We start from the raw sequence: 25,247 nt of genomic DNA, 5'->3' as shown, positions 1-25,247 counted from the left end.
GCGTGGCGTGGGATCAGCCGCCCGCGAAGGGCGGCAGGACGTCCACGGTGACGGCTGACGGAATCTCCGCGTCGTCCGCACGCCGGTGCCCACCGACGACGATGGCGCATTGCCGCAGCACCGGCGCGAACCCGGCGCCGTGCGCGTCGATCAGTTGCGCACGCACCTCCCCCACGGTCGTCGCAGCGACCTGGGTCTCGTCGACACCGGCGGCCTCGGCGGCGGCGGCGAAGAGTCGCACGGTCACCATCAGCCGGGCATCTCCTCGGTCCAGCGCCGCGCGAGCGCGGTCGCGGTCGCGGACGCCTGGGCGGTGGTCATGCCCCCACGACCGGCGGCGTACCCCACCAGGAACGTCGTGAGCGGCGCGGCTGGCCGGGTCACCGAGTGCGCGGCGTCCCGCGCGACGTCGAGCAGCAATTGGACATCGACATCGACGGGGTCGAGCTCGAGCTCCTCGGACAGCGCGGTCACCCACGCATCGAGCTGGCTGGTGGTCATCGCCACTCCTTTCGCAGTGCCTCCACATCATCCCAGGTGTCCGCGTCGCGCGCGGCGTCGCCCACGGGCACCTCGCGCATGGCGAGCGCCGACGTGAGCGTGCGCATCGAGGCGCCGTGGGGATCGCCCAGGGCCACGAGCGCTCGCGTCAGGGCATCGCGCCGGTACACGGCGAGCAACGGCTGGGCGCGAGCGTCCGAATCGATGGCCCACGCTCCGTCCCAGGCCGCGGCACCTGGCGCCGCAGCCGCGTCCAGCAGCGCGGGCACGGCCGCGCGGGCGTGCGGCATGTCGCATGCCAGGACCAGCACGTGGGACGACACACCTGCCAGAACGCCGAGCCCCGCCGCGATCGCGGCGACCGGGCCGCCACCAGGGGGGTCCTCGCGCGTGACCATGACCTCAGGGCGCCCAGGGGCAGAGGGCCCCACGACCACCACGGGCGCGCACACAGCAGCCGCGGCGAGCGCGTGCTCCAGCAGGGTCCCCTTGCCCACGCGCACGGAGGCCTTGTCGACTCCTCCGAGCCTGCGCGCACCGCCCCCAGTGAGGACGATCGCGGCGGTGGGGGTCACGGGCGTGTCCAGCCGCCCGACTTGCCGCCTTCCTTCGCGAGCAGCCGCACGTCGCGGATCGAGGTGGCCTTGTCGAGCCCCTTGACCATGTCGACCACGTTGAGCGCCGCGACCGAAGCGGCAGTGAACGCCTCCATCTCGACCCCGGTGCGGTCGGCCGTCGATACGGTCGCCACGATCCGCACGCCGTCGTCCTCGATCGTCAGGTCGACTGCCACGCCGTGGACGCCGATCACGTGCGCGAGCGGGAGGAGCTCAGGCGTCCGCTTGGCGGCCGCGATGCCGGCGACCCGCGCCACGGCCAGCACGTCGCCCTTGGGCACGGAGCCGTCCCGCAGCGCCGCCACCACCGGGGCTGCGCACGCGACGAAGGCCTCCGCCGTGGCTCGTCGCACGGTCGGCTCCTTCTGCGTCACGTCGACCATGCGGGCGTGCCCGCTGCCGTCCAGGTGCGTGAACTCGCTCATCTGCTCCACCTCACGAGGTTCACGGTATCCCCCGGTGCGACGCGCTCGGCACCGGCGGGAACGTCCGCAAGCGCCTCGGCCGCCGCGAGCCCGGCGATCAGGTGAGAGCCCGAACCGCCAGGCGTCGCCGGGACCACGGTGCCGGCAGCCGTGAAACGCACGGGCATGAACTGCCGCCGCCCCGGCGGCACGGACCATCCTTCGTCCACCACCGCGGCCTCGTGCGCACGGCTGTCCACGATCCCGCCGCCACCGCTGTCGCCGCCCAGCCGCCTGAGCATCGGCGCCACGATGGTCGCGAAGCTCACCAGCACGCTGACGGGGTTGCCTGGCAGGCACACCGTCGGGGTGCCGTTCACGAGGCCGAGCCCCTGCGGCTTGCCCGGCTGCATCGCGACCCGCACGAACTCCACTCCGCGGGCGGCGAGCGCCTCCTTCACGACGTCGTAGGCGCCCACGCTCACGCCGCCGGTGGTCACGATGAGGTCGGCATCCACGGCGGCGATCCGGGCGAGCAGCTCCTCGGGACGGTCGCTCACCTTCGCGATCACGACAGGGTCGGCACCGGCCTGGCGGAGCAGCCCCGCCAGGAGCACCGAGTTGGAGTCGTGGATCTGCCCAGGTGCGAGGTCCTCCCCCACATCCACGAGTTCGTCACCCGTCGCGATCACGGCGACGCGCGGAGCGCGCACCGCATCGACCGTCGCGACGCCGACGGCGGCGAGCGCCCCCGCCCTCACTGCGGTGAAGCACTGTCCGGCGTGGACGATCACATCACCCGGTCGAGCGTCCTCCCCCGCGCGACGGACGTGACGGCCTTCGCCGACGGACGCCGTCATCGTGACGTCGGTGACCCCACCGTCCGTCGACTCCACCGGGACCACCGCATCGGCCCCGTCCGGCATAGGCGCGCCCGTCATGATCCGCCACGCGTGCCCGGCGGGGACGACGCCGGGCGGCGCGCCTGCCGCCGTCTCGCCCGCGACGGGCAGCACCACCGGGGACGCGGGAGTCGCGCCCTGAACGTCCGCGGAGCGCACCGCGTAGCCGTCCATCGCCGAGTTGTCGAAGGGCGGGCTCGCGTCCCGCGCGGCGTGGTCGCGCGCGGCCGTCAGCCCGAGAGCACCCCCGAGGGCAAGCCGCTCAGCCGCGAGCGGCGCGACGAGTGCGAGGGCCCGAGCGACGTGCGCGTCAAGATCCCGCACTCGCAGCCTCTCGTCTGGGCGCCACCGGGGTCAGCGGAATCTCGCGCCAGCGACCGGTGCGCGCATCGACCATCGCAAGGATCCCCGCCAGCGACGTTCCTGCGCCGCTCGCCAACTTGAGAGCCTCCGTCGCCATCGCCGCGCCCACCTGACCGCACAGCGTGCCGAGCACCGCCCCGCCCTCGCAGGCGTCCAATGCCTCGGGTGGCTCCTCGGGGAACAGGTCGCGCATCCGCGCCCGGCCTGAGAACACCGTCACCTGGCCATGCCAGCCCTGCACCGCACCCCAGGCCACCGGGATTCCCAGCGCCTCCGCGGCGTCGGCCACCGCCAGGCGCGACGAGAAGGTGTCGGTGCTGTCGACGATGGCGTCGTGACCGGCGAGCAGGTCGGCGGCATTGCTCGCGTCGAGCCGGCGCACCACCGGCTGAAGGTCGAGTCCGGGGGCGAGCAGGCGGAGCGGCCGCACGGCCGCGTGCACCTTGGGCCGGCCCACATCGTCCGGGCCGAAGAGGATCTGGCGGTGCAGATTGGTGAGAGAGACGTGATCCGCGTCGATCAGCGTGAGGTGCCCCACGCCGGCGGCCGCCAGGTACTGCGCGACCGGGCAGCCCAGACCGCCGACGCCCACGATCGCGACCGAGGCGCCGGCGAGAGCACGCTGGCCCGCCTCTCCGAATCCCGAGAGGCCACGCTGCCGGGAGTACGGGTCAGGCGCTGAGCGCGTCATGGAAGCGGTCCGCGATGATCTCGAGCAGGAAGTGATGGGGCGCGAGCGGCTCCGTGACGAAGTCCGCGCCCGCCTCGTGAAGGCGGCGCTGGAACAGTCCGGGAGCGAGCAGGTACGAGGCGACAGCCACGACGCCATCCTCGCCGTTCTCGCGGGCCGACGCCACCGCATCGGCCACGGACGGCTTGGTGCCCGCCGCGAAGCCGATGCGCACGGGCCCGTCCCAGTGCTCCCGCAGCATCTCGGCCGCCCGCTCGGTGTCCGCCTGCGAGCGGGGATCGGACGACCCGGCCGCCGCGAGGACCACCGTCGCGTCGTGCGGCACGCCCTGGTCGTCGAGCCGTTCGCGCACGATCTCGAGCAGGCGCGGGTCCGGTCCGAGCGCGCCGACCGAGCGGATGTCCGTGCGACCCTCGACGGCCTCGGCGATGTCGACGTACACGTGATAGCCGCCGGCCAGCAGGATCGGCACCACGACCGCGGACACGCCGTCGCCCGGCTCGACGCCCTCGATCACGAGGTCGATCTTGGGATCCTGAACATCGACGTACGCCTCGCGCACCTCCACGCCCATGGAGTCCCGGACGGCATCGAGCAGGTCACGCACGGTCTGCTGCCCCTCGTCCGCGCGTGTGCCGTGGGCACATCCGATCAGAATTGCGCTCATCAGGCGCTCACCCCCAGTGCGTAGCCCCTCTTGACGACCGTGCGCACCAGCGAGCGGCTGCCCGCGTTCTCGCGCAGTCGATTGATCGCGGCCTCGACCGCGTGCGGCCCAGCCTGCGCTCCCGGCAGCAGCTCTCCGAGCTGCTCGCGCGTGAGCACGTTGCCTCCCGCCTTCGCGAGCGCGCGCAGGATCTCGAGTCCCGTCGGCGTGAGCGGAAGCACCTCCCCGTCGAGAACCGCAGCAGTCGCGCGCATCACCAGCGGCCCATCGGGTGTCGCGATGGCCTCGGTCGCTTCGCCATAGTGCTTGACGAGTTCGCGCACGAGCGCGCCGAGGCGCCACCGGTCAGGGAAGCAGGTGGGCAGTCCCGCGCCTTCGAGCGGCGCGGCGGTCACCGGCCCGACGCCTGCCAGCAGCAGGTCTCCCGAGTGGACGCGGCCGCTGATCGCGTCGAACAGTCCCGCCCGTCTCACGTCGGTCAGCCAGGCGTGGGAGCCTGGCGCGGATGTGAACAGCACCGCGTCGGCGTGCCCCGCCGCGGCGCCATCGATCCAGCGCTGGTGAGCCGCGGGGTCGAGAGGCGGTCCCCAGCCGTAGATGAGCAGTGACTGGACGTCCGCCCCGGCCTCCTCGAACGCCTCATCCAGCCCGTCCGATCCATTGCCGTGATGCTGGACCGCGATGCGAAGACCCGACACGCCCTCCGCGAGCAGGTAGTCCTGAAGCTCCGCCGCGGTCTCCGTCTCGGCGACCCAGTCCGCCTCGAGCCCGGCCGCCTGAATGGCGCCCCTGGCCTTGGGACCGCGGGCGATGAGCCGTGCGTCGCGCATGCAGTCGAGGAGGTCCTCCGCAAGGCCGGCAGCATCGGCGGCCTCGATCCAGCCACGGAATCCGATGCCGGTGGTCGCCACCACGATGTCGGGAGGCGCGGCGATGAGCGCGCGCGAGTCCGCGATGAGCTGCTCGTCGTCCAGATGCGAGATCGTGCTGAGCGCCGGGGCGTGGTGGACGGTCGCGCCACGGCGCTCCAGCGCCGATGCGAACTCGCGCTTGCGCCGGTCCGCGGTGATGACCATCGCGCACCCTGCGAGCGGCTCCCCCACGTGACTCACGGCTCCCCCGTTCACAGCTCTGGCGTCGCTGCCACGGCACTCGCCAAGAGTCCGGGCTGACTCACCTGTCCCACGACGATAATGGCTGGAGGTTTCACGTCCGTTTCGTCCGCACGACGAACGATATCTGCCATGACGCCGTGGGTGACCCGCTCGTGGACGGTGGTGCCGTTCTCGACGATTGCCACCGGAGTCTCGGGATCGCACCCCCCGGCGATGGCGGCGTCGACGATGCCAGGGAGCGCGGTCACCCCCATGAGGATCACGACAGTGGCGCCGGCCGCCATCGCCGCGATCGAGGCCGGATCGGCGCCGGCGTGACCCGTGGTGACCAGCACGGACGTGGAGACGCCGCGCTGCGTCACGGGGATTCCCGCGCGAGCGGGCACCGCGAAGGCCGAGGTGATCCCGGGCACCACCTCGACGTCCACCCCGGCCTTGATGCAGGCGTGGACCTCCTCACCCCCGCGGCCGAACAGGTACGGATCGCCGCCCTTGAGACGCACCACCGTCTTGCCTTCGAGTGCCCGGCCCACCAGCAGGCTGTTGATCTCGCGCTGTGGCACCGGGTGACGGTCAGGGGACTTGCCCACATTCACCACGTCGACGTCGTAGGGCACGGTGACCAGCAGCTCGGCGGTGCCGAGGCGGTCGGTGACCACGACGTCGGCCTCTGACAGCGCCTGCCGTCCACGCACGGTGATGAGGCCAGGGTCGCCGGGGCCGGAACCGACCAGGATGACCCGGCCGGAACCCGGCCGGCGGCGGCGCAGATCGACCTCGCCGCCGTCCAGATGCGCGGCGACGGCGTCGCGCACCGCGCGGATCCGCCCGGGGTCGGGAGCGCCGAGGGAGATCACTCCGACGCCGAGGTCGCCGTGCTTCGACATGGCCGCCTGGCGAGCCGTGCCCTTGGACGCGTCGGAGGCGTCGATGCACCAGATCTGGCGCTCGTGCGCCCATTGCGCGACGGCGTCGTTGAGGACCGGGTCGTCAGTCGCGGCGAGCACGAACCACGCGCCGTCGAGATCCTGGGGAGCGACGCCGCGCCGGTGCACGACGATGTCGCCGTGGCCCGCATGCCGCTCGATGTCGTCTGAGATGTGCGGGGCGACGACCGTGACGCGCGCGCCCTCGGCGACGAACCGCCGCACGCGCCGGGACGCGACGGAGCCACCGCCCACGATCAGGATCGGCTTGTCCTTGAGATCGAGTCCGAAGAGTGCGGTCACTCGTCACCTGCCAGGTCGATGTACACCTGGCCATTGTCGAGGGTGACGGGGTAGACGACCAAGTCCGCCGCGCGTCCGGGGCGCGGCGCCTTGTCCATCGTGGCCAGACACGTGCCGTCCACCAGGGAGAACACCTGCTTGTAGATCGGCGACGCGACGGTGGGCACTCCCCCGCGGTCGCCCGTGATGCCCCGCGACATCACGGCCGCACCGGAGAAGGGACACACGTTCTGCACGGCGTGGACGCTCCCGTCGGTGAGCCGGAAGATCGCCACCTGGCGGCCGTCCACGAGCGCGGCGACCCCGAGCTCCGGCGTGAGCCGGTCGTACTCGCAGATCGCGACGCGCGTGGTGGCGGAACTGCCCGACCGCCCGGCCGATGCGGTGGTCGGGTCGGTCACGGACGCGGCAGTCATGAGCGGACCTCCAGGGTTGCGGGGGCGATGAGGACGGCGCCGCCGTCGCGCTCGGAGTCCGTGGCGGGGCGGCGCTGGCCGCGCTCCTCCACGTACGCGAGAGACGGGTCGGGCTCGTCGGGCGCGTTGACGAAAGAGCTGAACTGACGCAGCCTCTCCGGGTCCTTGAGCACGGCCGCCCACTCGTCCTCGTAGGAGTCGATGTGGCGCGCCATGTGCGCGTCGAGGTCGTCGCAGATGCCGAGCGAATCGTTCACCACGACGTCCCGGATGGCGTCGAGGCCGCCCTCGTACTCCTCCTGCCAGGGAGCGGTGCGCTGCAGCCGGTCCGCGGTCCGGACGTACAGCATCAGGTAGCGGTCGATGATGCGGAACACCGCATCGTCGTCGACGTCCTCGACGAGCAGCTGCGCGTGCCGAGGGGTGAATCCGCCGTTGCCGCCGACGTAGATGTTCCAGCCGTTGTCCGTGGCGATCACCCCGACGTCCTTTCCACGCGCCTCGGCGCACTCGCGTGCACAGCCGGACACGCCCAGCTTGATCTTGTGCGGGCTGCGGAGTCCGCGGTACCGGAGCTCGAGGGCGATCGCGAGCCCCACTGAGTCCTGCACTCCGTACCGGCACCAGGTCGAGCCCACGCAGGATTTCACCGTGCGCAGGGACTTGCCGTAGGCGTGGCCGGATTCCATGCCCGCGTCGACCAGGCGCTTCCAGATGCTCGGCAGCTGCTCGAGGCGCGCGCCGAACAGGTCGATCCGCTGGCCGCCGGTGATCTTCGTGTAGAGCCCGTAGTCCTTGGCGATCTCGCCGAGCAGGATCAGGTGCTCGGGCAGGATCTCGCCGCCCGGCACGCGCGGGACCACCGAGTAGGTGCCGTCCTTCTGCATGTTCGCCATCACGCGGTCGTTGGTGTCCTGGAGCGCCGCCCGGTCCGCCGCGAGCACATGCTCGTTGTACAGCGTCGCGAGGATCGACCCGATCACCGGCTTGCAGAGGTCGCAGCCACGGCCGGTCCCGAACCGCTCGATGATCTCGGAGAAGGTGCGCAGACCGCTCACCTGGACGGCGCTGAAGAGCTGCGCCCGCGACATGTCGACGTGCTCGCACAAGGCGTTCGAGATCTCGATGCCGGACTTCTCGAGCTCGGCGCCGACGATCTTCTTCACGAGCGGCAGGCAGGAGCCGCACGACGTCCCCGCCTTGGTGCACGCCTTCACTCCGGCGATGTCGGTGCAGCCCTCGTCGGTCACGGCGCAGCGGATCGCGCCCGCGGTGACGTTGTTGCACGAGCACACGGACGCCTCGTCCGGCAGCTCCACATTGGGGCGCTCCACGGCGCCCTCCGGCAGCAGCCAGCCGCCGGGATCGCCCCCGAGCTCCGATCCCACCATCGGGCGAAGCGAGGCGTACGCCGACGCGTCGCCCACCAGGATGCCGCCCAGCAGCGTGCGTGCGTCGTCGGTCAGCACGAGCTTCTTGTAGACGCCCGCGACGGGATCGGCATAGACCAGCTCGAGCGCACCCGGGGTGGTGGCGAACGCGTCGCCGAACGACGCCACGTCGACGCCCAGCAGCTTGAGCTTCGCGGCCGTGTCCGCACCCGGGAAGGTGGAGTCGCCGCCGAGGAGCCGGTCGACCGCGATCTCCGCCATCGCGTTGCCCGGCGCGATGAGTCCGATGCACGCGCCCTGGATGCAGGCGACCTCGCCGATAGCGCTGACGGCCGGGTCATCGGTCAGGCAGGTGTCGTCGACCACGACGCCGCCACGCTCGCCCATCGCGAGTCCCGCGGTGCGCGCGAGCTCGTCGCGCGGTCGCACGCCGGTGGCGAAGATCACGACGTCGACCAGCTGCTCGCCGCCTCCCTCGAACACCAGCCGGCCCGCACGCCCCGCGCGGTCGGGCTTGATGGCCTGCGTCTTGGTCGAGCAGCGCACAGTGACGCCGAGCCGTTCGATGAGCCGCTGCAGCGCGTGACCGCCGCCCTCGTCCACCTGCAGGTTCATGAGCCGGTCCGAGAACTGCACCACGGTGCTGGTCGCCCCGAGCTCCTGGAGCGCTCCTGCGGCCTCCAGCCCCAGCAGCCCCCCGCCGATCACGGCGCCGCGCACCGGCCGCCCGAGCTCCTGCGCGCGGTGCTCGACGTACGTGCGCAGGGCGGCGACGTCGTCGATGGTGCGGTAGACGAACACTCCGGGCAGGTGGGCGCCTTCGGTGGGCGGCGTCCAGGCGTACGAGCCCGTCGCGAGCACCAGGTGGTCGTACGGGTGCTCGCGGCCGTGGCGGTCCGTCACCACCTTCGCGTCGCGGTCCACCGTGTCGACGCGCGCATCGCGCTCGAGCCGCACCAGGGGGTCGTCCCACAGCGCCCGATCGCCGAGTTCGAGGTCCTCGGGGTGGCGACCTGTGAAGTAGGTGGTGAGCGCGACCCGGTCGTACGGCGCCCTCGGCTCCTCGGCGAGCACCGTGACGGAGAACCGCCCGTCGGCGTCACGCGCGCGCAGCGCCTCCGTGAAGCGGTGCGCAACCATGCCGCCGCCCACGACGACGATCCTTTGCGTATCGGTCATGATCTTCCCTTCTCAGGCACCCGCGAGCGCGGGGGCCGACATCTCGTCGTCACGGCTCGGCGAGCCTGGGTTCTCGGCACCGCCGCTGGCCGCGATCAGCGCGGCCACCACGGATCGACAGTCACCGCATCCGGTGCCGGCGCGCGTGGCCTTGGCGACGTCCTCGACGCTGGCGCAGCCGTCGCCCAGCGCCGCAACGATGCGGCCCTTCGGGACGGAGTTGCACTGGCACACGGTGTGGTCGTCGTCCATGTCTTCGACCGCCGTGGCGGCCGGACGGGCGGCGCCCGCGAGCGGTCTGATGATGAGGTGCGCGGGGTCGGCAGGCACCGGCAGCATCCGGGTGTACATCGCGCTGAGCTCGGAGGCCGCCTGCTTGTCCCCCACCACCGTCGCGCCCACGAGCAGCCCGTGAGAGACCACCACCTCGACGAACCGGCCGATGGCAGGGTCGCTCATGCGCACGGCGCGCAGCTCGCGCTCCCCGTGCTCGAACTTGCCCGACAGGCCCATGGTGACCACGTCGAGTCCGGCGGCCTTGACCCGCACGACGTTCGTCGGGTCGAGCCCGCCATCGTCCACCGGCGCGGGTGCAGCATCGGCGCCCGCGACCTCCGCACTCGTCCACGAGTCGACCAGCCGCGTCGTCTGCTCCCATCCCTGCGCCACCAGCCCCGTGCCGCCTTCGGGCGGCTGGGCGCAGTCGCCGATCGCGAAGACCCGCGCATCGGCCGGCGAGGCGAGGTCGGCGCCCACGACGACCCCGCGCTCGCACGGCAGTCCCGCAGCGCGCCCGAGTGCCGTGTCGGGGATGGTGCCGGCGCACATGACGAGCATGTCGGTCAGCTTCTCGGTGCCGTCGGTGAGCCTCACTGCGCTCAACACGCCGCGACGGTCCAGGGCGTGTGCGACGGACGTCTCGGTGATCACCGTGACGCCGAGCTTGCGCAGTGACCCCGTGGTCACCTGTGCGGCGGCGTCGCCGAGCTGGCGCTCCATGAGCCTGCCGTGGTGGTGGACGAGCGTGACCGCCAGTCCCTGCGACGCGAGGCCGGTCGCCACCTCCAGGCCGAGCACGCCGGCACCGAGCACCACCGCTCGGCGCGCCTTCGGAATCCCCGCGACGATCCGGTGAGCGTCATCGAGGTCCTTCAGAACGCTCACGCCCGGCAGGAGCCCGCGGTCGTTGGCGATGCCCTGAATCCCCGGCACCCGGGCCTGTGAGCCGGTCGCGAGGACCAGGCGATCGTACGGGTGGCGCTCGCCCGTCGCGTCGACCACCTCGCGCGCGTCGCGGTCGACCGAGGAGGCCGCCACGCCGCGGAGCACCCGTACCCTGTCGGTCGGCGCACCCGGCAGCGCGAGGGAGCCGGCCTCCGTGCGACCGCTCACGACGCTCGACAGCAGCACGCGGTTGTAGGGCTCGTGGTGCTCCTTGCCGAGCACGGTGACCTCGGCGTGGGGGTCGCGTCGGACGAGCTCGTCGACGAATCGCGACCCCACCATTCCATGGCCGATCACCACCACCTTCATGGCGCGGTCACCTCCACAGGCACGCGGGCGGGAGCAATGGCGACGGCCGTGACCTTGAACTCGGGCATACCGCTGATCGGGTCCGTGGCGTCGTTCGTGAGGCGATTCGCACTGCCGGCGCCTGCCCAGTGGAAGGCCATGAAGACCGTGTCCGGGCGGACGGACTCGGTGAGGCGCACGGTCGCCGTGGCCGTGCCGCGTGCGGTCGTCAGCACCGCCTCCTCGCCTTCGGTCAGGCCGATGCGCTCCGCGAGCAGGGGGTGCACCTCCACGAAGGGCGCGGGCTGAGCGGCGTCGAGCTCGGGGACGCGACGGGTCTGGGCGCCCGACTGATAGTGCTGGAGCACGCGCCCCGTGACGAGGTACGTCGGCGCATCGGCGCGCACGTCGTCGTGAGGCGCGTGGTGGTCCACGGGAGTCATGCGTGCCCTGCCGTCCGGCGTGGGGAACCGCTCGAGGAACACTCGGGGCGTGCCCGGATGGGCCGCCGACGGGCACGGCCACTGGATCTGCTCGCCCGCATCGAGGCGGTCGTAGTCGATGCCCGAGTAGTCCGCGACGCCCCCGGCCGATGCGCGGGCCAGCTCCGCGAAGACGGTCCGCGGGTCGTCGGGAAAGCCCTCGCTCACGCCCAGGCGACGCGCGAGCTCGCCGAGGATCCACAGCTCGGAGCGAGCGCGACCAGGAGCGTCGACGGCCTTGCGGCGCCGCAGCACACGGCCCTCGAGGTTGGTCATGGTGCCGTCCTCCTCGGCCCACTGCGTGACCGGCAGGATGACGTCCGCCAGCAGCGCGGTCTCGGACGGCACCATGTCGCAGACGACGAGCAGGTCGAGCCTGGAGAGAGACGCGCGGACGGCATCGGCGTTCGGCGCAGAGACGACCACGTTGCTGCCGTGCACGAGCAGCGCCCGGGGTCCGCCCTCTCGCCCCAGCGACGCGAGCAGCTGCACGGCGGGCACGCCGGGGCCGGGGAGCGAGTCCGGTTCCACCCCCCACACGCCGGCCACATGGGCGCGGGCCGCGGGATCGGAGATCGATCGGTAGCCCGGCAGCTGATCCGACTTCTGGCCGTGCTCGCGCCCGCCCTGGCCGTTGCCCTGCCCCGTGACCGGCCCGAACCCGGACCCCTCGCGTCCCACGAGGCCCAGGACGAGGGACAGGTTGATCGCGGCGGTCACGCACGCGGTGCCCTGCGTCATCTGCTCGACCCCACGGCCGGTGAGCACGTAGGCGCCACGGCCCCCTTTCGAGGGTGAGGCCGCGGCCAGCAGGCGCGCGGTGCGTCGCAGCTCGTCTGCCGGGATGCCGCAGACGGTCTCCGCACGTTCGGGCCACCACGACGCCACCGACCGCCGTACGGCGTCGAACCCGTGGGTGCGCTCCTCGAGATAGTGCAGGTCAGCGAGCCCCTCGGCCAGCACCACGTGGGTGAGCGCGAGCAGCACCACCATGTCGGTCGCCGGCACGGGCGCCAGGTGGATGCCCTGGTCGTCGCTCGCCAGACGCGCCGTCACCGTCTCTCGCGGGTCCACCACCACCAGTCCGCCGCGCTCACGCGCTCCGGCCAAGTGCTGGACGAACGGAGGCATTGTGACGCCCATGTTCGACCCCAAGATGAGGACCGCATCGGCCCCGCCCAGATCCGCGAGAGGGAAGCCCAGGCCCCGATCCATGCCGAAGGCCCGGTTGGACGCCGCCGCCGCGGACGACATGCAGAACCGTCCGTTGTAGTCGATGTACGGAGAGCGCAGCACGGTGCGCGTGAACTTGCCGAGCGCGTAGGCCTTCTCGTTGGTGAGCCCTCCACCGCCGAAGACCGCGACCGTGTCGCGGCCGTGCGCCTCCTGCAGCGCCGTCAGGCGATCGGCCACCAGGTCGAGGGCCTCCGCCCATTCGGCCTCGCGGAATCCGCCGTCGGCCGTGCGGATCAGCGGCGTGGTCACGCGGTCCGAGGCGCGCAGCACCTCGGCGGACGTCCACCCCTTCTGGCACAGGCCTCCCCTGTTGGTGGGGAAGTCGCGGCCGTCGACCTCGACAGGCAGGCGGCCGTCGGGGGTCCGCGTGAGCGTCTGTGCGCACTGGAGCGCGCAGTAGGGGCAGTGGGTCGCGACGGCGTCGCCCGGCGCAGTGGCCCCGGGCGACGCCGACTCGGTGGGAGCTGACACGATCAGACGTTCGCCATCGGTGAGCCCTTGCGCAGGTAGAAGGCCCACGTCAGCGCCGCCATCACCAGGAACACGACCACGTAGATCTGCAGCGCGGGAACGATGGAGCCGTCGAAGGTCTCGCGGGACCACATGTAGACGAACGGGATCGCGAAGCCGCCGAAGGCGCCGATCGACGAGATGATGCCCACCGCTCCGGCACTCTGCCGCTTGAAGTCGAGCACCGACGCCTCCGAGCCATCGCCCAGGCGGTCACGCAGGCGGTTGAAGATCGACGGGATCATGCGGTACGTCGAGCCGTTGCCGATGCCGGTGAGGGCGAACAGTGCGATGAAGCTGGCGAAGAACATCCCCAGGCTCTTCTGCTGCACTCCCACGACCGCCGCATATCCCGCAGCCGCCATAGCGATGAAGGCGATGATCGTCACGATCGAGCCGCCGAACCGGTCTGCGAGCTTGCCACCGTACGGACGCGCCAGGGACCCCACCAACGCGCCGATGAAGCCCCAGGCGAGAGCGATGTCGGTGCGCTCGAAGACCACCGACAGGAGCGTCGGGAAGGCCGCGGAGTAGCCGATGAACGAGCCGAAGGTGCCGATGTAGAGGAACGACATCAGCCACGTGTGACCGTGACGCAGAGAGCGCGCCGTCGGCTTGGGATCCGCCTTCGCCTCGCGCAGGTTGTCCATGAACAGGAACGCCAGCACCGCGGCGGCGAGGGCGAGAGGGACGTACACCAGGCCCGCGGCGGCGAGGCCGACACCGCCGATTCCGATCACGAACGGCACCAGCTTCTGCGCCACGGCGACGCCGATGTTGCCGCCCGCGGCGTTGAGGCCCAGTGCCCAGCCCTTCTGCTTGTCCGGGTAGAAGAAGGTGATGTTCGCCATCGACGAGGCGAAGTTTCCGCCTCCGAAGCCTGCGGTGGCGGCGATCGCGACGAGCACGCCGAACGAGGTGTCCGGCCGGCCTACGACCCACGCGAGGCCCAGAGTGGGCACGAGCAGTAGCAGTGCGGAGACGACGGTCCAGTTGCGCCCGCCGAAGATCGGCACGGCGAACGTGTACGGGATGCGCAGGAAGGCGCCCACTCCGGAGGCGACCGCCAGCAGCGTCAGTCCTTGGCTCGCCGTGAGCGCCCACCCGTTCGACCCGGCGGCCACCAGCGCGCCCGACTCGTCGAACGTGCCGTACATCTTCACCACGACGATCGACCACAGCAGCCACACTGAGAAGCCGATGTGCTCCGCCACGATCGAGAAGATCAGGTTGCGGAAGGCGATGGCCTTGCCCTTGGCCTCCCAGAACGTCTCGTCCTCCGGCGTCCAGTGCTCGATCCATCGGCCACGGCCGACCACGCCTGGCTCGACCTCTGCCGTGCCGGTCTTGTCTTGAATCGTCATGAACCCTCCCCAGGGTGCGATGCTGCGAGTGACGTCCGCGCCAGGCAATCGGCGGGGCGCTGACACAGCGCTCCATCGGACACGTCTCACGCTAGGGAGGGGATGTTTCTATCGGCTCCACGCCATGTGAAAGGGGCGAGAACTCTTGCTCACCTCACAGGGGTGGCCGCTGTGAGGTGAATTCTCGCGGGCTTCATGCGCCCTGGCAGTCGATGAGTGCCGAAAGTCGCGTGAAACCGGCACTCAATGACTGCTGGCGCGCAGAGTCAGCGCTCCTTCGCCGCCCACGCGCGCGCCTTAGCAGTGCATGAGCGCACGTTTCCGGGCGAAACGTCCGCTGGTGCACTGCTAGCGAGTGGGGCCGGGAGACCGCTGCGCCGTGGTGGGACATGAGTGCAGGATGGGGCCTGGATCTCGCACTCATGTCCCGCTGAGGCGCAGGGTCAGGGGTGAGCAGTCTCCGAGTTGGCCCACGCGCGCACGGCGTCGAGCACGTGCTCGATCTCGACGTGGCCGTGCTGATGCGACACGAACCAAGTCTCGAAGGCGCTCGGCGGCAGGTGCACGCCCGATTCGTGGAGCGCGTGGAACAGCCGACCGAAGGCCGCCGTGTCCTGCGCGGCCGCCTGCTCGAAGGTCACCGGAGCCTGCGCCAGGCCCAGGAACACCGAGAACAGCGTGCCCGCCCGGCCCACCGCGTGACGGACGCCCGCCTCGGTGAGAATGTCACTGACACCGGTGGCCAGCGCATCGGCCGTTCGCGACAGCCCCGCGTACACGTCGTCGGTGAGCAGGCGCATGGTCGCGAGCCCGGCGGCGACGGCCACGGGGTTCCCGGACAGCGTGCCCGCCTGGTACACGGGACCGAGCGGCGCGAGCTGCTCCATGAGGTCGGCCCGTCCGCCCAACGCCGCGACGGGCATGCCGCCGCCGATGACCTTGCCGAAGGTCACGAGGTCGGGCTGCCACGGATCGACTCCCGTCGCGAGATCGGCATCACGCTCGATCCCCCAGTAGCCTGCGGGGCCGGCGCGGAAGCCCGTCAGCACCTCGTCGACGACGAAGACGGCGCCCTCGTTGCGGCACAGGGTCGCGATGAGCCGGTTGAAGCCCAGTGGCGGGGTGACGGTGCCCATGTTCGCCGGAGCGGCCTCGGTGATGACGGCCGCGATGCGTGGACCGTGCTCGGCGAAGGCATCGGTCAGGGCGTTCTCATCCCCATAGGGCAGCACGATCGTGTCCGCGGCGGTCCCCCGGGTGACGCCGGCGCTGTCCGGGACGCCCGCCGTCGCGAGGCCCGAACCCGCAGCCACCAGCAGGGAGTCCGAGTGACCGTGATAGAGGCCCGCGAACTTCACGATCACGTCGCGTCCGGTGGCGCCGCGCGCGAGCCGGATCGCCGTCATGGTCGCTTCGGTGCCGGTCGACACCAGTCGGACGCGCTCGGCCGGGGCGTAGCGGGCGCGGATCTCCTCGGCCAGCTCGACCTCCCGCACGGTGGTCGCGCCGAACGACAGCCCCCGTGCTGCGGCCTCCTGGACTGCCTGCACCACGGTGGGGTGGGCATGCCCCAAGATGGCTGGCCCCCACGAGCCGACCATGTCGACGTACTCGCGGCCGTTCGCGTCGGTCACCCATGCCCCGCGCGCGGAGGCGATCGGCACCGGCTCTCCCCCGACGCCGTTCCAGGCGCGGACCGGGGAGTTGACGCCGCCGGGCAGGATCGCGGCGGCCCGCTGAGCAAAGGTGGTCACGTGTGCCTCCTCGGAGGGCGCTATCGGTTCGGCGTGGTCACTGGTGGCGCAGCCACTCGGCGAGTTCGATCGCCGCATAGGTCAGGATGATGTCGCCGCCGGCGCGGGCGATCGACGTGACCGCCTCGAGATGGGCGGCGCGCCGGTCGATCCAGCCGCGCTCCGCAGCTGCCTCGATCTGCGAATACTCCCCGGACACGTGGTACGCGGCGACGGGGACGGCCGATGCGGCAGCCACCTCGGCGAGCACGTCCAGATACGGAAGAGCGGGCTTGACCATCAGCATGTCGGCGCCCTCTGCTTCATCGAGAGCGGCTTCGAGAATGCCCTCACGGCCGTTCGCCGGGTCGAGCTGATACGCGCGGCGGTCGCCCTGCAGGTCGCTCTCCACGGCGTCGCGGAACGGGCCATAGGCCGCGGAGGCGTACTTCGCTGCATACGCGAGCACGCTCGTGGACGCGTGGCCGGCGCCATCGAGAGCGTCGCGCACCGCCGCGACTTGGCCGTCCATCATGCCGCTCAGCCCCAGTACATGGGCGCCCGCCTCGGCCTGCGCGAGCGCCATCGAGGCGTAGATCTCGAGTGTCGCGTCGTTGTCGACCGACCCGTCGCTGGCGAGCACGCCGCAGTGGCCGTGGTCCGTGAACTCGTCCAGGCACAGGTCCGCCATCACGACGACGTCATCCCCTGCGGCGTCGACGGACGCCGCGATCGCGCGGTTGAGGATGCCGTCAGTCGCGCACGCCTGGGACCCCATGGCATCGCGAGTGGACGGGATGGCGAACAGCATCACGCCGCCGAGGCCCGCATCGGCCGCCCGGCGCACCTGAGCGCCGATGCCGGAGAGCGGGTGCTGAGACACGCCCGGCATGGAGTCGATCGGGCGAGCCTCGTCGGCCCCCTCGCGCACGAAGAGCGGCAGCACCAGCTGAGCGGGGTCGACGCGGGTCTCCCGCACCAGCCGGCGCATGGCGGGCGTGGTGCGCAGACGGCGAGGACGGCGGACGGGCCGGGGAACGCTCATCGCGCGCCGTCGTCCTCCGCAGGAGCGTCGTCGACATCCTGCTCATCGTCGGCCTCGTCATGCTCGGTGACGGTGTCCTCAGTGGCGTCGGTCTCGGTGGCCACGGACTCTGTGACCTGCTCCTCGGAGACGTCGGAGTCGCTGTGGTCCTCGTCGTGGCCGGACCTCTCGGCGCCGTCCTGCTCGACCTCGGAGTCGCTGTCGCCGTCGACCGCTTCGCTGGCGTCCTCGTCGTCGTACGCCTCCGCGACGTCGGGGTCCAGCGCCTCGAGCAGGCCCGCCACGATGCCGTCGTACGACGGCGCGGTGGCGACGGCGCTCACGGTCAGCCCAGCGGCACGCGCCGAGGCTGCCGTCATGTCGCCGATCGCGACCACCATCGTGTGCTCCGGCAGATGCGGCACGCTCGCGGCGAAGCGCTCGGCCACGGAGCCCGACGTCAGCAGCACGGCGTCGAACTCCCCCGCCTCGAGCTCCTCGCGGGTCGCACGGCCCACGCCGGGACCGTCGATGGTGCGGTACGCCTCGACGCCGTGCACCTGCCAGCCCTTGCGCTCCAGGCCACGCGGCAGCACGGGCGCCGCCAGGTTCCCCAGGGGAGCGAGCACACGGCCGGGGCCGTCGGGAAACTCCTCGACGATGCCACGAGCGTTCTGACGGCCAGACGGCACCAGTGTCACGTCGAGGCCGAGGCTCTCGCACACCGCCCGGGTCGCCTCGCCGACGGTGGCGACCTTGGCGTCGGGCAGCGGGGCGGCCAGCGACATGCCCCGCGCGGATGCGATGCGCTCCATCGCGCGCAGCGCATTGCGGCTCGTCACCGCAAGCCAGTCGTAGTCGCCGGAGCACCATGCCAGCGTCGCCTCTTCGAGGGCGTCCTGATCCTCGGCGGGGGCGATCGCGATGAACTCCGCCTCCTCGACGATGGCGCCGGCCTGCGCGAGTCGTTGCGCCAGGTGGCGACGTTGCGCCGTCACCGGCACCAGCAGACGCCGTCCTCGCAGAGCAGTGAGATCCATGTCAGTTCCTCCCCATCAGGCGGGCGGCTCCGCGCCCCAGCAGCGTCCACCCCGTGCTGCGTCCCAGCGACGCGGCTTCGCTGGCCGGTCCTCGCGCAGACTCGTTGAGGGCGAGAGTACCGGCCACGTCCACGACGCGTGCCCTGAGCGACAGCTGCCCGTTCTCGACCGTCGCGTACGCGCCGATGGGCGCGGAGCACCCCGCATCGAGCACACCGAGCAGCGACCTCTCGGCGGTGACGGCGGCGCGCGTGGCGGCGTCGTCGAGCGAGCGCACGATGTCCGCCCACGCCGCATCGGCCCCCGGCAGAATCTCGATCGCGAGCGCACCCTGACCCGGGGCCGGCATCATGTCCTCGGGGTCGATCAGTTCAGTGGCCTCATCCAGACGGCCCAGTCGCGCCAGACCCGCCGCGGCCAGCACCACGCCGTCGAGGTCGTCGCCCACGCGGCCCAGCCTGGTATCCACGTTTCCGCGCAGCGGTTCGACTCGAAGATCAGGCCGCACCGCGAGCAGCTGAGCACCGCGTCGCGGGGACCCGGTGCCGATCGCCGCGCCCTCCGGGAGGTCGCGCAGGCCCGGTCCCGTGGTGCACAGCGCGTCCCGCACGTCTTCACGGGCGGAGACCGCGGCGAGTTCGAGCTCCGGGTGGAGCTGCGTGGGCATGTCCTTGAGGGAATGCACGGCGAGGTCGCACGTGCCGTCGAGGAGGCCCTCGCGCAGCGCGGCGACGAACACCCCCACCTCCGACAGCCCGACGAGAGAGCCGCGTGAGATGTCGCCGTGGGTGGTGATCTCGACCAGTTCGACCTCGAGGTCGACGCCCGTCTCCCGTGCACGCTCCATGAGCGCATCGGCCACCATGCCCGACTGGGTGCGGGCGAGCAGAGACGCGCGCGTGCCGAGTCGAAGCTTCATGTCCCCCACTTTTCCATAGTCACGCGGTGGGCCGCCGCCACTGGACCGGCCCGCGGTACCCGGGGCCGACGATGACGATGATCAGGGCGGCGGCCGCGAGCACGAGCGCGACCCACGCCGGAGCCCGATATCCGAATCCCCACGCGATGACCAGGGCGCCGAGACCGGTGCCCACGGCGGTCGCCGCATTGAGTGCGGCGTGTGCGAGCGCCGAGCCGAGCGAAGGCGAGCCCTGCAGCACGTCCATCAGGTGGACCTGGGACGACTGCGAGAACACCTGGACGGAGGCTCCGAGCGCGACGAGCAGCACGACTGTCGCGACGGGGATGTCGCCGAACAGTCCGATCCCCAGCAGCGCGCACGCGACGCCCACCAGTCCCAGGCGTCCGGCACCCACGTGCGACCGGTCAGTGAGCTGTCCGCCCAGCCACGCGCCGAGCGTCATGGCGCCACCCCACGCCACGAGAATCCACGTGACCTGGCTCGGCGCGAACCCGTTGGTGATCTCGAGCAGCGGAACGATGTACGAGAACACCGCGCCGAGGCCCGCGAAGCCGACGGTGATGGCGACGATCGCGGTCCACAGCGGCCGGCCGCGCAGCGCGCGCAGCTCGGATCGTGGCGAGGCGGCAGGGTCGCCAGGAAGGTCGGGGGTGAACAGCCACACGCCCACCAGGCCGATCGCCGCGATGATCGCCACCACGACGTAGGCCATGCGCCACGAGGCGACATTCGACAGCCATTGCATGAGCGGTACGCCGACCACGAGGGACGTGGTGAGCCCCAGCATGATGATCGAGACGGCCTTGCCGCGCCGTTCGCGACCCAGGACGCTCATCGCGACGAAGGATGCGACGCCGAGCAGCGCGCCGTGCGGGAGCCCCGCGACGAAACGCACGGCCAGCAGGATCTCGACGGTCGGGGCGATCACGGTGGCGACGGTGGTCAGCAGGAACAGCGCCGCCATCACCACGAGCAGCGGCCTCCGTCGCACGCGGCCCAGGCCGACCATGATCAGCGGCGCTCCGACCACCACTCCCACGGAGTACGCGACCATGGTGAATCCGAGCACATCGATGGTGGTGCCGAGGTCGGCGATCTGGTCCTGCACCACGCTCGCAGCGCCGTTCTGGGTGAGACCGATGCCGAAGCCGATGACGGCGAACGCGGCGAGCACATGCCAGGGGCGAGGCTCGAGGGCGGTGCGCGGCACCTTCCAGCGCGGCTGCCCGGCGTCGAGCGTCGAGGGCAGGTCCGTCATGAGGATCCGGCGAGTGCTGCGGCGGGGCGCGTCATCGCTGCCGGGCCCTGGCGGCGAGGATCGCCACGAGCGCGCCGCCCGCGGCGACCACTCCCAGGAGCGGGAGGACCCACGCCGGGATGTCCTCGGGCGCGCCCGAGTCAGGGTCGGCAGGCGCGGTCGGGGACGGTGTGGCCTCGGGAGTCGAGGACGTCGCCACCTCCTCGCCGATGGGCTCATCGTCTGCGGGTGTGGGGCTCTCCACCGGCGTCTCGGTCTCGACTGGGCCGGCGTACGTGAAGGCGAGCACTCCTTCGATCGGGTGCCCGTCCTCGGCGACGATGCGCCAGCGCAGCTCCGCGTCGCCCGCGGCGACCTCGTCCTCGACGGTCCCCGTGACGGCATTCGCCGACGGGAACTGGGGCACCAGCTCGTGCTCGGTGCCCGCAGCATCGACGAGGGTGAGCTCGGCGCCGATCTCGAGCAGGTCGCCCGTGAACTCGAGCCGCACCTCGGACAGCTGGTCGACCGTCGATCCCTGCTCCGGAGTCGTGGCTCGCAGCTCGGTGTGCGCAGACGCGGGCGAGCCCCACGTGAGGACGAGCACTGCGGCTGCGGCGAGAACGAGCAACGGACGAGCGAGGGCGCGGACATCGATGGGCATAGCTCCCAGTGTCCCACTCCCGCCGCATGCGATTCCCCCAGCGCCGTCATCCCGCCGACACTCAATGTTCACGGGACATTCGGAGCGCTCAGGCTCGCCGCGGTGCACCCTGACGGCGACAATGGTGGCGTGAAAGTCGCACTGGTCGCCGAGTCGTTCCTGCCGCATGCGAACGGCGTGACGCACTCGCTCCTGCGCGTCATCGAGCACCTGACGGCGCGCGGGGATGAAGCGCTCGTCATCGCCCCCGAGGCGAAGGGCTCGGCGGGACCGATCCGCTACGGCTCCGCGACCGTGAAGCGACTGCCGTCGATGGGCTGGCCGGGCTACGACGATGTGAGGGTGTCGCTGTCAGGGTCGGCGCGCATCGGCCGCATGCTCGACGACTTCGAGCCGGACGTGGTGCACCTCGCATCCCCGTTCATGCTCGGCTGGTCCGCGATTCGCGCAGCGAATGAGCTGGACCTTCCCACCGTCGCCATCTATCAGACCGAGGTCCCCAGCTACGCGGGAAGCTACAACGCCGCGTGGGGCGAGCCTCTCCTGTGGAACCGAGTCCTCAACATCCACGCGCGGGCCGACCTCACACTGGCGCCATCCACGTACGCGATGCGCCAGCTCGAGCAGCTGGGCGTCCCGCGACTGCGACTGTGGCCGCGCGGAGTCGACACCGCGCGGTTCCGGCCCGACCGCCAGGATGCTGACCTTCGCGCGCGCTGGGCGCCGAACGGCGAGGTGATCGTGGGATACGCGGGCCGGCTCGCGGCCGAGAAGCGCGTCGAAGATCTCGCCCGGCTCACCGACGTCGAGGGCATTCGCGTGGTGATCATCGGCGACGGCCCCTCGCGATCCCGTCTCGAGACGCTGATGCCCGACGCGGTCTTCACCGGCTTCCTCGCGGGCGACGAGTTGGCGCGCGCGCTCGCGAGCCTGGACGTGTTCGTGCATTGCGGAGAGCTCGAGACCTTCTGTCAGACCATTCAGGAGGCGCACGCCTCGGGCGTCCCCGTGGTCGCACCACGCCGCGGCGGACCCATCGATCTTGTCGACACGGACCACACGGGCTACCTCTACACCCCCGGCCGGCTCGACCTGATGGTCGCGGGGGTGCGCACGCTCGTCTCCGACACCGAACGCCGCGAACGCTTCTCCGCGAACGCCAGAGTGTCCGTGGAGGACCGCACCTGGCCGCGCGTGTGCGACACCCTCATCGGCTACTACGAAGAGGCGATCCGCTCCCACGACGCGACGCCGGTGCGCCCGTGGGACATCCTCGAGCACGACGTGGTCGAGCCATGAGGATCGCGCACATCGCGAACTTCTATGGCCCCACCTCGGGAGGCCTCCGCACCGCGATGCACGAGCTGGGACGCGGCTACCGCGAGCGCGGCCACGAGTTCCTCATGGTGGTGCCGGGCCCGCACGATGCGGACGAGGAGACCGAGTACGGGCGGCGGGTCTCGGTCGCGAGCCCAGTGCTGCCTCTCTCCGGCGGCTACCGGGTGATCTCGCGCGTGGCGCAGGTCCGCGAGATCCTCACCGGATTCTCGCCGGACGTGCTCGAGGTGTCCGATCGCACCACCCTGCGCGGCCTTGGCACCTGGGCGGCCCGCCGCGGCGTCCCGAGCGCCTTCTTCGCTCACGAGCGTGCTGACGGTGCGCTGGCGTCGCACCTGCCGGGGTGGCTCGGAGGCGTCCTCCCCCTCGGTCGCATCGCTGATGCCCACAACAGGGGCACCTCGCGTCGATTCGCGACGATCGTCTGCACCACGGACTACGCCGCCGAGGAGTTCGCCCGCATCGGTCGGGAGATCGCTCATGTCCCGCTGGGGGTCGACCTCGACCGGTTTCACCCCTCGCATCACGACGCCGCGCTCCGCGCCGAGGTGGCCGAGCCGGGCGAGGCGCTGCTGCTGATGGCGTCGCGACTGTCCGCCGAGAAGAGGCCCGACCTCGCCGTCGGCGCAGTCCGCGTCCTCACGGAACGGGGGCGACGGGTACGGCTGCTGAGCGCCGGCACTGGCGCGATCGAGTCCGCGGTCCGCGCCGACGCCGCCGGGCTGCCCGTGGACTTCCTCGGGTTCGTCAAGGGCCGGTCGCGTTTCGCCCGCCTGCTCGCGACCGCCGATGCGGTGATCGCGCCGGGCCCCATCGAGACGTTCGGCCTCGCAGCGCTCGAGGCCCTCGCCTCCGGCACCCCCGCCGTGGTGAACGCCGCATCGGCGCTCCCCGAGGTCGTCGGCTATGGCGGCGAACCGGCGGAGGGCACCCCTGAGGCGTTTGCGGATGCGATCGAGCGAGTGCTCGACCGCGACGAGCCCACGCGCCGCGCCGCAGCCCGCGCACGAGCAGAGACCATGCCCTGGTCCGCCACCGTCGAGTTGATGCTCGCGCTTCATACCCGCGCACTCGGCGCCGACCTTGACCCGCACACCGGTGCGGCGGGGCGGCGCCGTGCCCGGGAGAGAGCCCGCTCCGGGCACTGACGGACGGAGGACCCCCGTGCCCGTACCTGTGGTCGTCGCGATCGGGGACTCCATCACCCTGGGGGTGGGCGACGGCGTCCAGGATGCGCGGGGCGACGTGGGATGGGCGGCGCACACGGCCCGCGCCCTCGGCGCGGCGACCTACCTGAACCTCGCGGCGAACGGCACCAGGGTGCGCGACCTCCACGGAGCGCAGCTCGATGCGGCCATCGCGGCGCGGCCCGATGTGGTGCTGGTCACCGCGGGCGGAAACGACGTGCTCCGCGGAGACTTCGACCCGATCGCCGTCGAGCTCACGCTCAGAGCGGCGTGGGAGCGGCTGTCAGGTCCGGGCTGCGTGGTGGTCACGGTGACGATCGACCGGATCGGATTGTTCGACCTGCTCCCGGCCGCGGTGGGCGCCGTCATGGCGAGGCGGGTCCACGCGCTCAACGGGGCGATTCGTGGGGCTGCTGAGGCGACAGGAACCCTCGTCATCGACGGAGCGACGGTGTTTCGCCAGGCCGGCCGGTCGGCATGGCACATCGATCGCATCCACCCCTCGCCGCTGGGGCACCGCGCCATCGCCGCCGCCGCTCTGGAACGCGTGGCACCGTGGTGGGCGGCAGTCGCGCCCATCGACTCCCCACCCGTGCCTCCGCGTACGACGGAGCGGGCCTGGTGGCTGATGCGGAAGGGAGCACCGTGGGCGGCACGCCGCAGCCGCGATCTCATTCCGCAGGTGGCTCAAGCCGTCGCGCACGAGATGCTCGAGGAGAGACGGTCGCGGCTGCGCGGTGCGGCGCGCGCCTGAGGGCGCGAGCCGCACCAGCGAGCGAGAACTAGACGAGCCAGCGGTTCTTCTGCACGATCGACAGCTTGCGCCACCAGTTGCCCAGGCCCACGGCCTGCCAGGTGCGCTCGAGCAGCACGATCGCGATGATCGCGAGGATCTGCAGGATGTGGTCGTCCATGAACGGGTTGTTGGCGTTGCCGCCAGCGTTCGGCCACGCGTGCGACACGTACATCATGGCGAGCAGCAGCGATCCTGCGACCGCAGCGATGCGGGTGCCGATGCCCAGGATGAGCGCGAGGCCCACGCCGGCGAGACCGATCATGAAGCCCCAGTCCGTCCAGCGCTGGTCGGCGAGACCGATGAAGAAGTCGGCGAACGGGCCGGACGATGAGGCCAGGTAGCCCTCCGTCACGGCGCCGCCTTCGAGCCATGCGCGCTCGCACATGACTTGGATCGAGCCGTCGTCCTGACGACACGTCGAGAATCCCAGACCGAACAGCTTGTCCAGGAATGCCCACAGGAAGATCCAGCCGATCGCGATGCGGGTGAGGCTGAGGAAGATCCAGCCCGTACGCGACCCCACTTGTCCGGTCGCGTGTTCGTCGTTGTGCTCCATTGCAGCCATGACAGTGCTCCTCGGGGTCAGAGTAGGTCGTACGCTCCTGACCGTAGCGAACACGGACCCAGAAAGTGCGGTGGGATCGCACGGAACGACAGGGTGTCGTCGCGCCTTGGCCGGGTTCTGCGGCCCCTGGGGGACCAACGTCCCGGGAGTACAGTCGTCGCC

General features: G+C 71.5%; 24 protein-coding genes. 3 read left to right on the top strand and 21 right to left on the bottom strand.

Annotated elements, in window-relative coordinates; all coding sequences use genetic code 11:
• Positions 1 to 13: 13 nt before the first annotated feature.
• The 20 genes from QQX02_RS10765 to QQX02_RS10670 all read right to left on the bottom strand — a co-directional run bounded on the left by QQX02_RS10765 (position 14) and on the right by QQX02_RS10670 (position 21,199).
• On the bottom strand, positions 14 to 250 hold the full coding sequence (locus QQX02_RS10765; protein WP_301143046.1) for a MoaD/ThiS family protein: 237 nt from the start codon (positions 248 to 250) through the stop codon (positions 14 to 16).
• A complete protein-coding gene (locus tag QQX02_RS10760; RefSeq protein WP_301143045.1) occupies positions 250 to 501 on the bottom strand; it encodes a DUF6457 domain-containing protein in 252 nt (83 codons plus the stop codon). Before QQX02_RS10760 ends, QQX02_RS10765 begins: the two co-directional genes overlap by 1 nt.
• Positions 498 to 1,076: a molybdenum cofactor guanylyltransferase gene (gene mobA, locus QQX02_RS10755; protein ID WP_301143043.1), complete on the bottom strand. Its 579-nt coding sequence runs from the start codon at positions 1,074 to 1,076 to the stop codon at positions 498 to 500. The genes QQX02_RS10760 and mobA overlap by 4 nt, the downstream gene beginning before the upstream one ends.
• A complete protein-coding gene (gene moaC / locus QQX02_RS10750) occupies positions 1,073 to 1,543 on the bottom strand; it encodes a cyclic pyranopterin monophosphate synthase MoaC (RefSeq protein WP_301143041.1) in 471 nt (156 codons plus the stop codon). Before moaC ends, mobA begins: the two co-directional genes overlap by 4 nt.
• Positions 1,540 to 2,748 (bottom strand): molybdopterin molybdotransferase MoeA, encoded by a 1,209-nt coding sequence (locus QQX02_RS10745; protein WP_301143040.1) that lies wholly within the window; start codon positions 2,746 to 2,748, stop codon positions 1,540 to 1,542. Before QQX02_RS10745 ends, moaC begins: the two co-directional genes overlap by 4 nt.
• A complete protein-coding gene (locus tag QQX02_RS10740; protein WP_301143039.1) occupies positions 2,735 to 3,478 on the bottom strand; it encodes a HesA/MoeB/ThiF family protein in 744 nt (247 codons plus the stop codon). Before QQX02_RS10740 ends, QQX02_RS10745 begins: the two co-directional genes overlap by 14 nt.
• A complete protein-coding gene (locus tag QQX02_RS10735) occupies positions 3,459 to 4,145 on the bottom strand; it encodes a sirohydrochlorin chelatase (RefSeq protein WP_301143037.1) in 687 nt (228 codons plus the stop codon). The genes QQX02_RS10740 and QQX02_RS10735 overlap by 20 nt, the downstream gene beginning before the upstream one ends.
• Positions 4,145 to 5,257 (bottom strand): uroporphyrinogen-III synthase, encoded by a 1,113-nt coding sequence (locus tag QQX02_RS10730; RefSeq protein ID WP_301143035.1) that lies wholly within the window; start codon positions 5,255 to 5,257, stop codon positions 4,145 to 4,147. The genes QQX02_RS10735 and QQX02_RS10730 overlap by 1 nt, the downstream gene beginning before the upstream one ends.
• A gap of 11 nt (positions 5,258 to 5,268) precedes the next feature.
• A complete protein-coding gene (cobA, locus tag QQX02_RS10725; RefSeq protein ID WP_301143034.1) occupies positions 5,269 to 6,489 on the bottom strand; it encodes a uroporphyrinogen-III C-methyltransferase in 1,221 nt (406 codons plus the stop codon).
• Positions 6,486 to 6,905, bottom strand: a complete 420-nt coding sequence (gene nirD, locus QQX02_RS10720) for a nitrite reductase small subunit NirD (protein WP_301143025.1) — start codon at positions 6,903 to 6,905, stop codon at positions 6,486 to 6,488. The genes cobA and nirD overlap by 4 nt, the downstream gene beginning before the upstream one ends.
• Positions 6,902 to 9,475, bottom strand: a complete 2,574-nt coding sequence (gene nirB / locus QQX02_RS10715) for a nitrite reductase large subunit NirB (RefSeq protein ID WP_301143023.1) — start codon at positions 9,473 to 9,475, stop codon at positions 6,902 to 6,904. The genes nirD and nirB overlap by 4 nt, the downstream gene beginning before the upstream one ends.
• A gap of 12 nt (positions 9,476 to 9,487) precedes the next feature.
• Positions 9,488 to 11,008 carry an FAD-dependent oxidoreductase gene (locus QQX02_RS10710; protein ID WP_301143021.1) on the bottom strand — a complete coding sequence of 507 codons (1,521 nt, stop codon included), beginning with the start codon at positions 11,006 to 11,008 and terminating at the stop codon, positions 9,488 to 9,490.
• Complete coding sequence (locus tag QQX02_RS10705) at positions 11,005 to 13,176, bottom strand: molybdopterin oxidoreductase family protein (RefSeq protein WP_301143020.1); 2,172 nt, start codon at positions 13,174 to 13,176, stop codon at positions 11,005 to 11,007. The genes QQX02_RS10710 and QQX02_RS10705 overlap by 4 nt, the downstream gene beginning before the upstream one ends.
• Positions 13,177 to 13,178: 2 nt before the next feature.
• Complete coding sequence (locus tag QQX02_RS10700; RefSeq protein ID WP_301143014.1) at positions 13,179 to 14,579, bottom strand: MFS transporter; 1,401 nt, start codon at positions 14,577 to 14,579, stop codon at positions 13,179 to 13,181.
• 443 nt (positions 14,580 to 15,022) lie between these two features.
• Positions 15,023 to 16,333, bottom strand: a complete 1,311-nt coding sequence (gene hemL, locus QQX02_RS10695) for a glutamate-1-semialdehyde 2,1-aminomutase (protein ID WP_301143000.1) — start codon at positions 16,331 to 16,333, stop codon at positions 15,023 to 15,025.
• Positions 16,334 to 16,370: 37 nt separating this feature from the next.
• Complete coding sequence (gene hemB, locus QQX02_RS10690) at positions 16,371 to 17,357, bottom strand: porphobilinogen synthase (RefSeq protein ID WP_301142999.1); 987 nt, start codon at positions 17,355 to 17,357, stop codon at positions 16,371 to 16,373.
• Positions 17,354 to 18,376 carry a uroporphyrinogen-III synthase gene (locus tag QQX02_RS10685; RefSeq protein WP_301142998.1) on the bottom strand — a complete coding sequence of 341 codons (1,023 nt, stop codon included), beginning with the start codon at positions 18,374 to 18,376 and terminating at the stop codon, positions 17,354 to 17,356. The genes hemB and QQX02_RS10685 overlap by 4 nt, the downstream gene beginning before the upstream one ends.
• Position 18,377: 1 nt before the next feature.
• Positions 18,378 to 19,295: a hydroxymethylbilane synthase gene (hemC, locus tag QQX02_RS10680; protein ID WP_301142997.1), complete on the bottom strand. Its 918-nt coding sequence runs from the start codon at positions 19,293 to 19,295 to the stop codon at positions 18,378 to 18,380.
• A gap of 19 nt (positions 19,296 to 19,314) precedes the next feature.
• Positions 19,315 to 20,556 (bottom strand): MFS transporter, encoded by a 1,242-nt coding sequence (locus QQX02_RS10675; RefSeq protein ID WP_301142996.1) that lies wholly within the window; start codon positions 20,554 to 20,556, stop codon positions 19,315 to 19,317.
• A 31-nt stretch (positions 20,557 to 20,587) separates the two neighbouring features.
• Positions 20,588 to 21,199 (bottom strand): copper resistance CopC family protein, encoded by a 612-nt coding sequence (locus QQX02_RS10670; protein ID WP_301142995.1) that lies wholly within the window; start codon positions 21,197 to 21,199, stop codon positions 20,588 to 20,590.
• Between the two features lie 129 nt (positions 21,200 to 21,328).
• Between QQX02_RS10670 and QQX02_RS10665 the strand changes: the two genes are divergently transcribed.
• From QQX02_RS10665 to QQX02_RS10655, 3 genes are read left to right on the top strand one after another with little or no spacing between them, the layout of a single operon-like run.
• Positions 21,329 to 22,498: a glycosyltransferase family 4 protein gene (locus QQX02_RS10665; RefSeq protein ID WP_301142994.1), complete on the top strand. Its 1,170-nt coding sequence runs from the start codon at positions 21,329 to 21,331 to the stop codon at positions 22,496 to 22,498.
• Positions 22,495 to 23,685: a glycosyltransferase gene (locus QQX02_RS10660; RefSeq protein WP_301142992.1), complete on the top strand. Its 1,191-nt coding sequence runs from the start codon at positions 22,495 to 22,497 to the stop codon at positions 23,683 to 23,685. The genes QQX02_RS10665 and QQX02_RS10660 overlap by 4 nt, the downstream gene beginning before the upstream one ends.
• 16 nt (positions 23,686 to 23,701) lie before the next feature.
• Positions 23,702 to 24,478 carry an SGNH/GDSL hydrolase family protein gene (locus QQX02_RS10655; RefSeq protein ID WP_301142991.1) on the top strand — a complete coding sequence of 259 codons (777 nt, stop codon included), beginning with the start codon at positions 23,702 to 23,704 and terminating at the stop codon, positions 24,476 to 24,478.
• A 28-nt stretch (positions 24,479 to 24,506) separates the two neighbouring features.
• Here the strand turns inward: QQX02_RS10655 and QQX02_RS10650 are convergent, their stop codons facing one another.
• Complete coding sequence (locus tag QQX02_RS10650) at positions 24,507 to 25,085, bottom strand: DoxX family protein (protein WP_301142990.1); 579 nt, start codon at positions 25,083 to 25,085, stop codon at positions 24,507 to 24,509.
• Positions 25,086 to 25,247 lie beyond the last annotated feature (162 nt).

Source organism: Demequina muriae (assembly GCF_030418295.1).
In the GTDB taxonomy this organism is placed as follows: Bacteria; Actinomycetota; Actinomycetes; order Actinomycetales; family Demequinaceae; genus Demequina; species Demequina muriae.
Note: the sequence above shows the minus strand (reverse complement) of the source record. Positions and strands in the feature narration are given on the sequence as shown.

Bases quoted from the DNA above. Each gene is read 5' to 3' on its own strand.
- nirD (WP_301143025.1), bottom strand. From the start codon at position 6,905: ATGACTGCCGCGTCCGTGACCGACCCGACCACCGCATCGGCCGGGCGG.
- QQX02_RS10670 (WP_301142995.1), bottom strand. From the start codon at position 21,199: ATGCCCATCGATGTCCGCGCCCTCGCTCGTCCGTTGCTCGTTCTCGCC.
- hemC (WP_301142997.1), bottom strand. From the start codon at position 19,295: ATGAAGCTTCGACTCGGCACGCGCGCGTCTCTGCTCGCCCGCACCCAG.
- QQX02_RS10675 (WP_301142996.1), bottom strand. From the start codon at position 20,556: ATGACGGACCTGCCCTCGACGCTCGACGCCGGGCAGCCGCGCTGGAAG.
- QQX02_RS10740 (WP_301143039.1), bottom strand. From the start codon at position 3,478: ATGACGCGCTCAGCGCCTGACCCGTACTCCCGGCAGCGTGGCCTCTCG.
- QQX02_RS10650 (WP_301142990.1), bottom strand. From the start codon at position 25,085: ATGGCTGCAATGGAGCACAACGACGAACACGCGACCGGACAAGTGGGG.
- QQX02_RS10735 (WP_301143037.1), bottom strand. From the start codon at position 4,145: ATGAGCGCAATTCTGATCGGATGTGCCCACGGCACACGCGCGGACGAG.
- hemB (WP_301142999.1), bottom strand. From the start codon at position 17,357: ATGAGCGTTCCCCGGCCCGTCCGCCGTCCTCGCCGTCTGCGCACCACG.
- nirB (WP_301143023.1), bottom strand. From the start codon at position 9,475: ATGACCGATACGCAAAGGATCGTCGTCGTGGGCGGCGGCATGGTTGCG.
- QQX02_RS10700 (WP_301143014.1), bottom strand. From the start codon at position 14,579: ATGACGATTCAAGACAAGACCGGCACGGCAGAGGTCGAGCCAGGCGTG.
- QQX02_RS10765 (WP_301143046.1), bottom strand. From the start codon at position 250: ATGGTGACCGTGCGACTCTTCGCCGCCGCCGCCGAGGCCGCCGGTGTC.
- QQX02_RS10760 (WP_301143045.1), bottom strand. From the start codon at position 501: ATGACCACCAGCCAGCTCGATGCGTGGGTGACCGCGCTGTCCGAGGAG.
- QQX02_RS10660 (WP_301142992.1), top strand. From the start codon at position 22,495: ATGAGGATCGCGCACATCGCGAACTTCTATGGCCCCACCTCGGGAGGC.
- QQX02_RS10685 (WP_301142998.1), bottom strand. From the start codon at position 18,376: ATGGATCTCACTGCTCTGCGAGGACGGCGTCTGCTGGTGCCGGTGACG.
- QQX02_RS10710 (WP_301143021.1), bottom strand. From the start codon at position 11,008: ATGAAGGTGGTGGTGATCGGCCATGGAATGGTGGGGTCGCGATTCGTC.
- moaC (WP_301143041.1), bottom strand. From the start codon at position 1,543: ATGAGCGAGTTCACGCACCTGGACGGCAGCGGGCACGCCCGCATGGTC.